We start from the raw sequence: 13,936 nt of genomic DNA on the forward strand, positions 1-13,936 counted from the left end.
CCCATATATTCGCTCCAGGGCAGGCCTGCCTCGGAACCGTCGGAAATCGTGAAGCCTGTCGGAAACGCAAGATAGATCCACCAACCTACATAATAGAAGGTCGGGACCAGGAATGCGAAAGCGATCAGGTTTTTCATGCCGGATGCCAGCGCATTCTTCGCGCGCGATGCACCCATTTCATACGCAAGGAAGCCTGCGTGGATGGCAAGCATCAGTGCAGTACACCACCAATAGAATACTTCGGAATTGATGGTCGTTGCCATGCTGAGCGATGCTTCAAGGCTGTCCAGCCTTGCCATCAACTCTGGTACGGATTGTTCCATTTTAGTCTCTCCATCACATAATGCCCCCCGATGGACATTCCTTTTATTAAAAATCAATTCCTTCTAGTGAACAAGTTATAATGTGTTTTTTGTTGTGCGATGCAATAAAATTAATAAAAACAATACATTATAAAAACACTAAATTGAATTCTAAGGAATTTGCGTAAAAAATAGACGTCAGAATTGTCTGCATATCAAATATGCAGACTCGTGGCGTTATGCCGATTCTGTCGGAATTGGGCGTGGGAAATGCGCCCGTCGGTTGGATAGGGCGTCGGGGATCCGCGCGGCGTCAGTGACGGCGTGCTTCGCTTGGTTTCACACCATAAACTGCCTTGTAGCTGCGCGAAAAATGGCTGCTGTTGGAAAAGCCGGTGGCAAAGGCGATTTCGGAAATGGTCAGGACACTTTGCGTCAGAAGCTTGTGTGCGTGTTCAAGGCGAACCTGTCGATAGGTTTCCAGAAACGACTTGCCCAGATGCTGATCAAACAGCCGATCAAGCTGGCGGGTCGAAAGCCTTGCAAACCGCGCCATCTCGTCACGGGTTTTCGGGTCCTCGATGGTGGTTTCCATCTTTTCAAGAACCCGAAGCAATCCCGGATGATGCAGGTTATAGCGTTCGGCAAGCGATGCGCGCTGCGACCCGCCTGATTGCCCAACCTGGGTGTGCAGATACCAGTCGGAAACGCGGGTGGCAAAATCCGATCCAAGATTTTCGGCGATCATGGCATGCATCATGTCCAGCGGGGCCACCCCGCCACCACACGTGATACGATCAGCGTCAATGACAAAGCGGGCGCGTTCGGGTTCCAGATCGGGAAACGCTTCGATCAGGGCGGGGGCATGTTCCCAATGGATGGTAAACAGTCGCTGACCCAGAAGCCCGGCAGCGGCCAGAACATAAGCCCCGCTTGAAATGCCCCCCATGCGCACGCCCCACAATGCCAGTTTCCGCAAACTGCCCAGCATGCCCGGTGCTTGCCATTGCGACGGATGCCCGCCAGCACAGACAAAAAGGGTGTGCAGGCTGGTCGGGGCTTGGGAAAGCGGGGTCGTCGGGACCATCGTGCCGGAAGAGGACAGAACATTCCCGCCTGTCGCAGAATAATTCAGAACCTTGTAGATCGGCTGACCGGCCAGAAGGTTGGCTGCGCGCAAGGGCTCAATCGCCGAGGCATAGGACATCAAGGCAAAGTCGGGCAGAAGCATAAACCCGATATGCTGCGTCGCCGGAACCGGTTTGGCGCCAGATTGTCCGGCGCGCGCTGCAGGCATCGCCTTCGATTGGGTTTCCGCTGTCATGATGGCCTTTGTCCCGACAATAATATGCTGATGTCGCATTTGTGTTATTCAATGTCTTTATAAGACAAGCTGCAATTCCCGTCTCTGTCAAGATTGATTGGTCCTGACCGCACATAACCGATGCGGGCAACAGCGAAAGATCGATGATGCGTTATTCAGCCCTGTCATTGCTTGGCAATGCGTTTTCCAAGAACAAGAACTGGAAGCCGGCATGGCGCAATCCGGATCCGAAATCGCATTACGATGTGATCATCATCGGCGGTGGCGGGCATGGATTGGCAACCGCCTATTACCTTTCCAAGGTGTTTGGCGTGCGCAATGTTGCCGTGCTTGAAAAGGGCTATCTTGGATCGGGGAATATCGGGCGGAATACGACGATCATTCGATCCAACTACCTGCTTGAAGGCAACAACCCGTTCTACGAATTTTCGATGAAGCTGTGGGAAGGCCTTGAGCAGGATTTCAATTTCAACGCCATGGTGTCCCAGCGCGGTGTGATCAATCTGTTCCATTCCGATGCCCAGCGCGATGCCTACACGCGGCGTGGCAATGCCATGCGCCTGCATGGGGTGGATGCGGAACTTCTTGACCGTGATCAGCTGCGCGAAAAACTGCCATTTCTGGATTATGAGAATGCCCGTTTCCCGATCATGGGTGGCCTGATGCAGGCGCGCGGCGGCACGGTGCGTCATGACGCCGTTGCGTGGGGCTTCGCGCGCGGGGCCGATCAGAACGGCGTTGATATCATCCAGAATTGCGAAGTCACCGGCATTGACCGCGATGGCGATCAAGTCACCGGGGTTCAAACCACACGCGGTGCGATCACGTGCAACAAGCTCGCCATGGCGGTGGCAGGCAGTTCAAGCCATGTTGCCAAGATGGTCGATATGCGCCTGCCGATTGAAAGCCACGCCTTGCAGGCCTTTGTGTCCGAAGGATTGAAACCGTTCATCGATACCGTGGTCACATTTGGTGCGGGGCATTTCTATGTGTCGCAATCAGACAAGGGCGGGCTGGTGTTTGGCGGGGATATCGAAGGGTATAATTCCTACGCTCAGCGCGGAAACCTTGCGTGCGTGGAACATGTGGCCGAGGCCGGTATGGCGATGATCCCCGCACTTTCGCGGGTGCGTATCCTGCGCAGTTGGGGCGGGATCATGGATATGAGCATGGATGGATCGCCGATCATGGATCGCACCCATCTTGGCAATCTCTATTTCAATGGTGGCTGGTGCTATGGCGGGTTCAAGGCCACCCCGGCGTCGGGCTATTGCTTTGCCCATTTGCTGGCGACCGATACGCCGCATGAAACTGCAACCGCGTTTCGGATGGACCGCTTTGCACGCGGGTATCTACTGGACGAAAAGGGCGTTGGCGCCCAGGCCAACCTGCATTGAGGAAGTTTGGAAATGAGTAGTCTTGTCAAATGTCCTCATTGCGGCCTGCGCCCACGTGAGGAATTCACGATCCGCGGCGAAGTCACCACCCCGCGCCCAAGTGCTGGTGCCGATGAAGCCGTCTGGTTTGATCATGTTTACCTGCGCGACAACCCGCGCGGCGAACACCGCGAATACTGGCATCATTCCGGCGGGTGTCGGCGCTGGCTGGTTCTAAGCCGCAATACCGTGACCCATGAAACGTCAAAGGTGGTTGATGCAAGTACCCTCAAAACGGAGGCCAGGGCATGACCAGTTTCCGGATTGATGGCGGTACGCTGATTGACCGCAGTGATGTGCGACGCTTCACCTTTAACGGCGAGGCGCTGAGTGGCTTTGGCGGGGATACGGTTGCATCAAGCCTTTTGGCCAATGGCCGGCAGCTGGTTGGCCGTAGTTTCAAATATCACCGGCCACGCGGCATCCTGACCGCCGGGGCGGCGGAACCCAATGCCCTTCTGACCATCGGGCGTGACGGGCGGCGTGATCCCAATACCCGTGCGACCATGGCAGAACTGTTTGACGGACTTGAAGCGCGATCGCAGAACTGCTGGCCGAATGTCAAATTTGATATCGGAGCGGCCAACGGTTTGCTTGGGCCGCTTTTAGGTGCCGGGTTCTATTACAAGACATTCATGTGGCCGGCGGCCTTCTGGGAAAAGGTTTATGAGCCACTGATCCGCAAGGCCGCAGGTCTGGGACGGGCAAGCTATGATCCCGACCCCGGCTGTTACGAAAAATGCTGGGCGCATTGTGATCTTTTGGTGATCGGTGCGGGGCCGGCTGGGCTTGCTGCTGCCCTGACGGCCGGGCGGGCAGGCGCACGCGTGATCATTGCTGATGAAGGGGCGCAACTTGGCGGTGGTTTCCTGGCTGAGGGAAGCCCGGTGGGTGGTAAACCAGCCGATGCAGTGCTTGCCGATATCATTGGTGAATTGCACGCGCTTCCCAATGTCGAGATCAAAAAACGCACCACGGTTTTTGCTGCCTATGATGATCAGGTATTTGGCGCAGTCGAACGGGTGCAGAAGCATCTGCCAGAGAACGAGATCAACCCGCACCGTGCGATGGAACGTCTTTGGCGCATCGTCGCGCGCCAAGTGGTGCTGGCGACCGGGGCGGAAGAGCGTCCGATTGTGTTTGGTGGCAATGATCGGCCCGGTGTGATGATGGCCGGGGCCATGCGCACCTATTTGAATGCCTATGGTGTGGCACCGGGCAAACGGGTGGCGTTGTTTGCCAATAACAGTCAGGCCTATCAGACCGCGGTGGATCTTGAGGCGCGTGGTATCGAGGTTGCCGCGATCATTGATCCGCGCACCTGCCCGAACATCAACTACGCGGGCAAGGCGCGCCTGATTGCCGGTGCGATGGTACGTGATACAGCAGGTCGCAGGGCGATCAAGTCGATCACGGTGCGCCATGATGACGGTCGTGACGAGGTGATTGCGGTTGATGCCCTTGGCGTATCAGGCGGGTACAGCCCGATTGTGCATCTGGCCTGCCATCGCGGAGGCAAACCTGTCTGGTCGGACGCGCATGTCGGTTTCATGCCGCCGGAAAACACCGACGGCATGACGCCCTGCGGGGCGGTTGCCGGAAAAGCCGGTGTTGCTGCCTGTTTTGCAGCCGGTGGCGTTGCCGCCGTCAAGGCGTTGGCGGAACTGGGTGTGATGGGCGAGGCCGCATCACTTCCGGGGGTCGAGCAGACCGAGCAAAAAGTCGATCACATCCAGCCGGTCTGGCGGGTGGCATCAAGCAAGGGCAAGGCGTTTGTTGACTTCCAGAATGACGTCGCGGCGTCTGACATTACCCTTGCCATGCGCGAAGGCTATGATCATGTCGAGCTTGCCAAGCGCTACACCACCAATGGCATGGCAACGGATCAGGGCAAAACATCGAATGTGAATGCCATTGGCATCCTGGCCGAGAACAAGGGTGTTTCGCCCGGCGAAATCGGCACAACAACCTTCCGCCCGTTTTACACGCCGGTATCGTTTGGTGCGCTGGTCGGGACGTCCAAGGGAATGGATTTTCAGCCGGTGCGCAAATCACCGCTGCATGGTTGGGCAGAGCGCAATGGTGCAAAGTTCGTTGAAACCGGGCTGTGGTATCGGTCAAGCTGGTTCCCCAAGGATGGCGACGCCTTTTGGCGTGATAGCGTGGATCGTGAAGTCAATACCGTGCGAACCAAGGTCGGTATCTGTGATGTGTCCACCCTTGGCAAGATCGAGATTTTTGGCGCTGATGCGGCAGAGTTCCTGAACCGGGTTTATTGCAATGCCTTCCTGAAGCTGCCGGTGGGCAAGGCGCGCTATGGTATCATGCTGCGCGAGGATGGCTTTGTGTATGATGACGGCACGACAAGTTGTCTTGGCGAGAATCATTACTTCATGACGACGACGACGGCCCTTGCCGCCGGGGTTTTGACCCATCTGGAATTCTGTGCACAGGTGCTGTGGCCGGAGTTGGATGTCCGTCTGGCTTCAGTTACCGATCAATGGGCGCAGATGGCGGTCGCTGGGCCCAAATCACGAGATGTTCTGTCCAAAATCATTGATGATGATATCTCGAACGAGGCCTTCCCGTTCCTGGCGGCGCGCGAGGTATCGATGTTTGGTGGGCGCCTGAAGGGGCGGTTGTTCCGAATTTCGTTCTCGGGCGAGCTCGCCTATGAAATCGCGGTGCCTGCCGGATATGGCGAGAGCGTTGCTGATGCCGTTATGATGGCGGGCGAAGAATTCGGCATTGCGCCATATGGCACCGAGGCCCTTGGCGTGATGCGGATCGAAAAGGGCCATGTCACGCACGCGGAAATCAACGGCACGGTCACACCTGCCGATCTGGGCATGGGCAAGATGGTGTCAGCCAAGAAGGATGACTTTATCGGCCGGGTGATGAACCTGCGTGAAGGGCTGGTCGATCCATCACGCCCGTCGCTTGTCGGGATCAAGCCGAAATCGCCGTCTGACAAGTTCGCCACCGGATCGCACATTCTTAATCCCGGTGACGATGTCAGCCTTGCCAATGATCAGGGCTATGTCACCTCGATGTGTCATTCACCGACATTGGGGCATGCGGTTGGTTTGGCGCTGGTTAAAAACGGCCCCAAACGTCACGGCGAGGAAGTTGTTATCTGGAATGGTCTGGCCGGAACGACTGTCACCGGCATCCTGTGTGATCCTGCCTTCGTTGATCCGGAAAATGAGAAACTTCATGCATGAATATCCATTAGAAAACCGTTTCGCATTCCCGTCCAATGACGCGGCAGGCGCGGGGGCATCGATCAACCTTGCCCCGATCAGGGACGGTTTTGTCTTTCATGTTCTGGGCGATGCCAACAGCAATGAAGTCGACCTGAAGCAGGCACTTGTAAAAATTGCCCCGGAACTTGGCACCGACCTGCGAAGCCCGTCACCAAATCAATGGTTCTGGGTTGGTGGCGCTGATGTATCGGATAGTCGGCTTGCCGAAATTCAGGCCGAAATCCCTGAACAGTTCGTTCTGGCCGATCAGACGCATGGGCGATTACGCATGGTGCTTTCCGGCGCATCATCGCGGAGCGTTTTGGCCAAGGGCACCATGGTCGATCTGTCGCCAGAGATGTTTGCAATTGGTCAGTCGACCATGACCGAGATCGGGCATATCGGCGCAATGATCACCCGTACTGCGGATGACAGTTTCGAACTTATTGTTTTGCGCAGCTTTGCGAGCACCCTGTGGGATGAATTGCAACATATGGCCGCAGAGTTCCGCCACCCTTGAATGGACATCGCGGGGTGTGTTCGTTCATCGGCGTTTCAGTTCAAACAAAACACGGTAGGGGCGGAGCATTTAAGTGCTCCGCCCGTTTGTGGCGTGATCAATTTGTTTGCGCGCGGTCAGGCGTGCGCTTTTGATTCCATCGCAGATTCCTGACGTAGTCGGGAGATCGCGATGAAATGGAAGCCAAGAAAAATCGGGACGAAAAACGCCGGGAACATTGCAAGCGGATAGGCATTGATGATGTTTGGTGCATCCAGTGCATAAAGATGGGCAAATCCCGGTGACGTAATAATCCCAAACAGGACAGCAAAGAAGAAATCGGCGATCCCGATGAAGATCGCGCGTGCCAGAAGGGATCTTGCATTCGGTTCCCCTTTGGCAAGTGCCCGACTTGCTTGCCATCCGGCAATCCCGGCAAGAATGTCCCCCAGTCCCGCAGGCAAAGCAAACAGTGCTGGAATATCCCCGACGATCCATCCGATCAGAAACAGCCCACCCATGATGCGCGGGATTTGAAACGCGGCGATTGCACTCAGGGATGTGGCTTCGGTGATGCGTCTGCCAAGCGGTGTCAGCCAGGCAAGGCCCCAGTTCAGGGTCGCGCCGCCGAACAGAAACATCAGGACATAGGGCGGGTCGCCAATTTCGGCGGGGACATTGAAAACCCCCGACCGAGAGAACGGGAGGGCAACAGCAAACCACGCCCCAAGGATAACTGCAGAGGCAGTCACAAATACAGCGATTTGATTGGCTGTCAGGGAAGCGCGAAATGCACCCATGCTGGCAATCGCGACAGCAAGAAGTGGAATGCCGATCCCGAATGCATGCACATAGAACTCATAAAAACCGAACATGGTTTTGGTAACTCCGTTTTGTTGTGGTGCATGCCAGCAAATTATTCCGAAGGTCAGAAACCGTTGCGCGCTGTCTGTCTTGGTGCCGCAACGGTTACGTTTGCTATCACGCGCCATTATAGATGATGATTGTCATCTTTATATTTAGATGATATACGAAATCTATAATGTCAATCCCGAATTTGAGAGTTCCCTATGCCGCGTGTTTCCGAAGCGGAAAAAAAGAAATCCCGCAAACGCATTCTTGATGCGGCCGCACGCCTTATCCGCGAGAACGGTGTTGAAGCAACCAGTGTGGCAGATGTCATGACTGCAGCCGGGATGACTCATGGCGGGTTCTATCGCCATTTCGCCAACAAGGACGAGCTGGTTCGCGCCGCGTTTCTGGAAGCGGTCGACAGATCGGTCGGGGCAATGGACGTTCCTGAAACCGAAGGCGTTCGGGAAGAGGCGCGTAAAAGGTATGTCGCGACATACCTGTCACAGGAGCATGTTAAAAGCAGGGGGACAGGCTGTCCGATTGCCGCACTGGGTGCGGAGCTTGGACGTGGCGATGGTGCGGCAAAGAAAGAGGCCGCAGCCAGCGTCGATCGGGTTGCGGCATTGCTTGCGGATGGGGATGACAAGCAGGAAGGATACGAAAAACTTGCCTTACTTGTCGGTACAATAACCCTGGCCCGGCTAGTCGATGATGTCGTAACGCGCGAATTGATCCTTGATGCCGGTGCCACGGCATTCAAACGATCTACTTCATAAAGTACCGGGATAAAGTACCGGCCAAAAAGTCGGATTTTCGCGCGTTCGGTTACTTGACCAATACAGCCAGAAGCTTGTCGAGGAACACTTCGCAACGGCCCAGTTGGTCAAGTTCGATGAACTCGTCTGGTTTATGGGCCTGTTCGATACTGCCCGGACCGCAAACCACGGTGGGGATATCGCCAAGGGCGGAAAACACACCGGCCTCTGTGCCGAAGCTGACCTTGCCTGTGGTGTTTGCTCCGGTCAGCGCCATGACGAGTTTGGTGACTTCCTCGTCATCGCCGGTGGCAAGGCCCGGCATATCGGAAATCACTTCGATCTCGATGCCAACATCTGGATAGATCTCGCGCATTTCGGGCTGCAGGGTATTTTCGACGTAATCGTAAATCTCTGCCTTCAGGGATTCGCGATCATCATTGGGCAGATTGCGGAATTCGAAATCGACAAAGCAATTCTGCGGAATGATGTTGAGCTGTGTGCCGCCCTTGATCACGCCGGTGTGGAAGGTGGTGTGGTTTGGCTCGAATTCATCATCATGCGGCCCTTCTTCACGGCACTTGCGACCAAGCTTGCGCAGGAAGACGACAAATTCTGATGCAAATTCAACCGCATTGACGCCTTCGGCGGGCAATGACGAATGCCCAGAACGACCCGTGAAATGGGCACGGGCTGAAAACTTGCCCTTGTGCTGGGTAATGACCTTCATCTCGGTCGGTTCACCAACAATACACATGGCCGGTTTGTGCGGCAGATTGTTGATCGCCTCGACCAGGCTGGGCACACCAAGGCAGCCGACTTCCTCGTCATAGGTGAAAGCCAGATGGATCGGTACACGAAGGTCGGCATTCTTGAAGGCTTCCGCCTTGGTCAGCAGGCAGGCCAGAAAACCCTTCATGTCACAGGCACCACGGCCATAAAGCTTCTCGTCGCGGATATCAATCTCGTACGGGTCGGATGCCCAGTTCTGGCCTTCGGTCGGGACCACATCACTATGGCCTGACAGGATCACGCCGCCGTCCACTTTTGGGCCGATGGTGGCATAAAGATTGGCCTTGGTCTCAGACGGGTCGCGAACCACCAGCGTGTCATAGCCCAACCCGTCAAGGAATGCCTTTACCTCGTCAATCAGCGCCAGATTTGGCGTCATGCTGACGGACTGGTGGCGGATCAGGTTGCGGCACCATTCAATGGTATCGTTCGACGGGGCAAGCGGAGCGGAGGTCATTCGACGAATTGTTCCTTGAGAATACGTTCTTCAAGATTGTGTTCTGGATCAAATAGCAATTTGATCTTCATGCTGCGGTCTTCGCGGATTTTCACGCTGGAGACATCGCGCACCTCGGTATAGTCGGCAACGGCCGAAACCGGGCGCTTTTCGGGGTTCTCGATCTGGAAGACGACTTCTGCACCATGGGGCAAAAGCGCGCCGCGCCAGCGCCTGGGGCGAAACGGGCTGATCGGGGTCAGGGCCAAAAGACCACTTCCCATCGGCAGGATCGGACCATGTGCCGACAGGTTATAGGCCGTGCTGCCCGCAGGTGTGCACACAAGCGCACCGTCGCAAACCAGTTCTGCCAAACGTTCAACGCCATCGACCTTGATGCGAAGTTTGGCGGCCTGACGGGTTTCACGCAGAAGCGACACTTCGTTGATCGCAAGCGCACACAAGCTTTCGCCCGATACAGTATGTGCCTCCATCTGAAGGGGGTGGAGTTCGACTGTTTGGGCCTCTGCAATGCGGTCGGTCAGATCCATTTCCCGGAATTCATTCATCAGGAAGCCGACCGTGCCCCGGTTCATGCCGTAAATCGGAACCTTGCGCCCCATATAGCGGTGCAGGGTTTCAAGCATGAACCCGTCACCACCAAGGGCTACAATCACATCGGCCTTGTCGGGGGCAATGTGGCCGTATCGGTGTTTTAGCCGGTACATCGCATCCTGTGCGATTTTGGTGTCGGCTGCAACGAAGGCGATGGAATCAAGCTGCATTTGCGATCCGAAGGACGATTGGGGCTCGGCCCGAAAGGGCATGGGCAAACAATAGAGTACGCTTTGATCTGAATTGCAAGGGGCTGCGTGACGATCACCCCTATACTGAGGTCTCGATTGGACTGCTGTGTTATTGACGTCACGAAAAAAACAGTGGAACGTGACAGATACGGGTTCCTATCCCCGGTTCAAAACAAAACAGTACGGCTCAATGTCCAAAGAACCATTCAGTTTCTCTGCTGCCCTTTCTCGAATTTCGCGTCCCGATGAAAATCCCGACGACGATGTTCTGGAAGTCGGCGAAAGCATGGAACTGGACGGTTCGTCTGAAACGGCACTGGTGCCAAAACGGGTGCGCAATCCGGATGCCACCCGTCAGAAGCTTCTTGACGCGGCCTTTGGTGAAATCCGCCGGGCGGGGTTCGGGGGCGCTTCCATCAGCAACATCCTTGAACAAAGCGGCTGTACGAAAGGTGCGCTGTATCATCACTTTTCGGGCAAGGCCAAACTGGTTAACGCCGTGATCGAGGAATGCCTGCCGGGATATGTGGATGACGTCTGGCTGAGTGACCTTGAAGGGGCTGATGATATCCTGCCGGTTCTGATGGGGCAGGTGGATCGGCTGGGTGGTGAAAATGCCCCTGACATGCTGGCAGGCGGATGCCCGTTGGCGCGCTTGGCATCGGGGGCAGGTGAGCTTGATGAAAACCTGCGCAAGCGTATCGATGGTGTTTATCGTTATTGGCGGCGCGGATTGGCATCGCACATCGGCAAGGCCCAGTTCAACAAGACCGTGCGCACCGATATCGAACCATCAGCCGTGGCGGAATTTATCATTGCCTCATTGCACGGCTTCCTGACACGGCCGCCCGCCTTGCGCAATCTGGAAACCCAGGATTCCTTTGCACGCGAATTTGCCCGTTATTTGAATAACCTGCGTCCCTAGGCGTTGAATCGGGCCGGAGGCTGTCCCAGTACGGAAAGTGTTGATACATTAATACAAATATTATGTGTTGTACTGAGTCTATTGACATTTCGTTGTGACGAATTAGGTATGATGCACAAAATCAAGATGAATTGATCATTGGAGAAAGCCCCATGCGTTCCCTTATTCTTTCTGCCGTCGCGGCGGTCACTTTTGTCTTTGCCGGAAGTGCTGCGCAGGCCGAACGCCTTACCGAAAAGCCGTTGGTTGATGCCAACTGGGTCGAGGAAAATATCGATAACCCGTCACTGGTTGTTGTTGATATCCGGTCCATGACCAAGGATGGCAATCCTTATGATGCCGGGCATATTCCCGGTGCGGTGTATGCGCCCTACGGGAAATTTGGCTGGCGTGCAAAAGTCGACAATGTGGTTGGTATGCTGCCGCCGGTTGATGTGATTTCCAAACGCATCGGTGCGCTGGGTATCGACAATGACAAGCAGGTCGTTGTTGTCCCCGCCGGTCAAAACAGCTCCGACTTTGGCTCTGCCACCCGTGTATACTGGACCTTCAAGGTTCTGGGACATGATGCGGTGACCATTCTTGATGGTGGTCAGCGCGCATGGCTTGCAGCAGGCAAGGCCGTTTCGACCGACCCGGTTTCACCGCGTGCCGTGGCGTTTAATGCTGATTTCCGCCCCGAACTTCTTGCAACGGCTGATGATGTTGCCAAGGCGCGGGCAAACGGTGTTGAGCTTGTGGATGCCCGCCCGGTTTCACAGTTCACCGGTCAGGCAAAAAGTGGCGTGGTAGCCCGCCCCGGTGCCGTTCCGGGTGCAAAAAACATCCCGCAGTCGCAGTTCTATAGCGATCAGGACGGTGCCTTTGTTGCCGCTGACGTGATTGAAAACCTTGTTGCGGATGCCGGTGTTTCCAAGGATGCCAAGGAAATCACCTATTGCAACACTGGTCATTGGGCCTCGGTCGCGTGGTTCGGTCTTTCCGAAGTGATGGGCAACAAGAACACGGCCATGTATGATGGCTCCATGACCGAATGGGCGGCGGATCCGAACCGTGAAATGGTTATCCCGGAATAACCGGATAACCTATACGGCTTCCACCAAGCCGCGAACATTCTGGACGGAACCGGGCAGCCGGTTCCGTTTTCATTTAGATATCTGATTTCAGGTTATTGAGCCTCACCATGTCTGAAACGACCCTAAAAGCAAATCCGGTGTCCCCGGGTTTCACATTTGACAAGGGACCGGCCGCCATCACCGCCGTCCTGTTTGTCATTGTCGGCATTGCGATTTCGCAGGCCGTCGATCTGAAACAGGCTGTTCTTTATGGCCTTGGTGGATTGCTGGGGATTGCACTTTATCATGCATCCTTCGGTTTCACCGGCGGCTGGCGACGGTTTTCCGTTGAAAAGCGCGGCCATGCGTTGCGTGCGCAGCTTTTGATGATCGGCGTTGCGGCTGCGGCCTTCATTCCGATGCTTTCGCTTGGCAGTCCGCTGGGCGGATCGGTCGTTGGTGCGGTTGCGCCTGTTGGTATGTCAGTTCTGATCGGGGCGTTTCTGTTTGGTCTTGGCATGCAGCTTGGCGGTGGTTGTGGCTCTGGCACGCTGTTTACGGTTGGCGGTGGCAGTGCCCGCATGCTGGTCACACTTGTCTTCTTTATTGTTGGTGCTGTCATCGGCACGGCCCATTTGCCAATGTGGCTGGAACTGCCATCCTTGCCGCCGATGAGCCTCGGGCGCGAATACGGTATTGGCGGTGGTCTTGCGGTGACCTTTGGTGGTCTCGCACTGGTGGCTCTGTTGACGGTTATTGTTGAGAAGCGTGCCCATGGCGGGCTTGAAGTGGTGTCAACCGCGCCGCGTGAAGGTCTGGCACGCTTCATTCACGGCCCGTGGCCGATGATCTGGACCGGCGTGCTTCTGGCCGGGCTGAATGTCGCGACGCTTTTGATTGCCGGTCATCCGTGGTCGATCACCTTTGGCTTTGGCCTTTGGGGGGCAAAGATCGCACAGGTGATGGGGATTCCGGTTGAGACCTGGGAATTCTGGAACTGGGGTGGTCCGGCGCGTGCGCTTGGCAACTCGGTCCTGCAAGACAACACATCAGTGATGAATTTCGGCATCGTGATCGGGGCTGCCTTTGCCGCGGCGCTGGCAGGTAAATTCGCACCAAAGGTATCTGTGCCTGTAGCATCCCTTTTGGCAGCGGCCATTGGCGGGCTTCTGATGGGCTATGGTGCGCGTTTGGCATTTGGCTGCAATATCGGCGCGTTCTTTAGCGGGATCGCCTCGGGCAGTGTGCATGGCTGGCTTTGGTTTGCCCTGGCCTTTGCCGGTAGCTGGCTTGGCATTGCACTGCGTCCTGTCTTTGGAATGGATGGTTTCCGGAAATGAGCGAGAAAAACACACTTCTGTTTGGCGCGGTGTTCCTTGCGGCAACCGGTGCCGTTGCGCTTGATCACTACAGCCACACCGCAAACATCCCGGCCGTTGCCAATCCGGCCCCGGCCAAACTTCCGGCAGCGGGCAGTAACCCGTGCGCTGCCAATCCTTGTGCCGC

General features: G+C 55.9%; 12 protein-coding genes and 1 pseudogene. 8 read left to right on the plus strand and 5 right to left on the minus strand.

Annotated features, from left to right (window positions below):
• Positions 1–323: pseudogene (locus tag B2R48_RS12880) on the minus strand (ammonium transporter); the annotation flags it as partial.
• 292 nt (positions 324–615) lie between these two features.
• Positions 616–1,626 (minus strand): GlxA family transcriptional regulator, encoded by a 1,011-nt coding sequence (locus B2R48_RS12885; RefSeq protein ID WP_297001017.1) that lies wholly within the window; start codon positions 1,624–1,626, stop codon positions 616–618.
• Between the two features lie 143 nt (positions 1,627–1,769).
• Between B2R48_RS12885 and B2R48_RS12890 the strand changes: the two genes are divergently transcribed.
• Genes B2R48_RS12890 through B2R48_RS12905 form a run of 4 tightly spaced genes read left to right on the plus strand, consistent with a single transcriptional unit; the run spans position 1,770 to position 6,827 of the window.
• Positions 1,770–3,023 (plus strand): sarcosine oxidase subunit beta family protein, encoded by a 1,254-nt coding sequence (locus tag B2R48_RS12890; protein ID WP_414716189.1) that lies wholly within the window; start codon positions 1,770–1,772, stop codon positions 3,021–3,023.
• A gap of 12 nt (positions 3,024–3,035) precedes the next feature.
• On the plus strand, positions 3,036–3,314 hold the full coding sequence (locus tag B2R48_RS12895) for a sarcosine oxidase subunit delta (RefSeq protein ID WP_297001020.1): 279 nt from the start codon (positions 3,036–3,038) through the stop codon (positions 3,312–3,314).
• Positions 3,311–6,286 carry a sarcosine oxidase subunit alpha family protein gene (locus tag B2R48_RS12900; protein ID WP_297001023.1) on the plus strand — a complete coding sequence of 992 codons (2,976 nt, stop codon included), beginning with the start codon at positions 3,311–3,313 and terminating at the stop codon, positions 6,284–6,286. The genes B2R48_RS12895 and B2R48_RS12900 overlap by 4 nt, the downstream gene beginning before the upstream one ends.
• Positions 6,279–6,827 carry a sarcosine oxidase subunit gamma gene (locus tag B2R48_RS12905; protein ID WP_297001024.1) on the plus strand — a complete coding sequence of 183 codons (549 nt, stop codon included), beginning with the start codon at positions 6,279–6,281 and terminating at the stop codon, positions 6,825–6,827. Before B2R48_RS12900 ends, B2R48_RS12905 begins: the two co-directional genes overlap by 8 nt.
• Before the next feature lie 116 nt (positions 6,828–6,943).
• Here B2R48_RS12905 and B2R48_RS12910 read toward each other — a convergent pair whose 3' ends face one another.
• Positions 6,944–7,681, minus strand: coding sequence for a hypothetical protein (locus B2R48_RS12910; RefSeq protein WP_297001026.1), 738 nt, complete (start codon positions 7,679–7,681; stop codon positions 6,944–6,946).
• Positions 7,682–7,876: 195 nt separating this feature from the next.
• Here B2R48_RS12910 and B2R48_RS12915 point away from each other — a divergent pair, with 195 nt between their 5' ends.
• Positions 7,877–8,437, plus strand: a complete 561-nt coding sequence (locus B2R48_RS12915) for a TetR/AcrR family transcriptional regulator (protein ID WP_297001028.1) — start codon at positions 7,877–7,879, stop codon at positions 8,435–8,437.
• Between the two features lie 49 nt (positions 8,438–8,486).
• Here B2R48_RS12915 and argE read toward each other — a convergent pair whose 3' ends face one another.
• Entirely contained in the window at positions 8,487–9,665 is a 1,179-nt protein-coding gene (gene argE / locus B2R48_RS12920; RefSeq protein WP_297001030.1) for an acetylornithine deacetylase, read from the minus strand.
• Positions 9,662–10,429 carry an NAD kinase gene (locus tag B2R48_RS12925; protein WP_062958008.1) on the minus strand — a complete coding sequence of 256 codons (768 nt, stop codon included), beginning with the start codon at positions 10,427–10,429 and terminating at the stop codon, positions 9,662–9,664. Before B2R48_RS12925 ends, argE begins: the two co-directional genes overlap by 4 nt.
• A gap of 211 nt (positions 10,430–10,640) precedes the next feature.
• Here B2R48_RS12925 and B2R48_RS12930 point away from each other — a divergent pair, with 211 nt between their 5' ends.
• The 3 genes from B2R48_RS12930 (at position 10,641) to B2R48_RS12940 (ending at position 13,770) form a co-directional block, all read left to right on the plus strand.
• Positions 10,641–11,375 carry a TetR/AcrR family transcriptional regulator gene (locus tag B2R48_RS12930; RefSeq protein WP_062958007.1) on the plus strand — a complete coding sequence of 245 codons (735 nt, stop codon included), beginning with the start codon at positions 10,641–10,643 and terminating at the stop codon, positions 11,373–11,375.
• A 152-nt stretch (positions 11,376–11,527) separates the two neighbouring features.
• Positions 11,528–12,451: a sulfurtransferase gene (locus tag B2R48_RS12935; RefSeq protein ID WP_297001039.1), complete on the plus strand. Its 924-nt coding sequence runs from the start codon at positions 11,528–11,530 to the stop codon at positions 12,449–12,451.
• A gap of 107 nt (positions 12,452–12,558) precedes the next feature.
• Complete coding sequence (locus B2R48_RS12940) at positions 12,559–13,770, plus strand: YeeE/YedE family protein (RefSeq protein WP_297001040.1); 1,212 nt, start codon at positions 12,559–12,561, stop codon at positions 13,768–13,770.
• The last annotated feature ends 166 nt before the right edge of the window (positions 13,771–13,936 follow it).

Origin of the sequence: Thalassospira sp. UBA848, from assembly GCF_002295455.1 — a bacterium.
Classification (GTDB): domain Bacteria; phylum Pseudomonadota; class Alphaproteobacteria; order Rhodospirillales; family Thalassospiraceae; genus Thalassospira.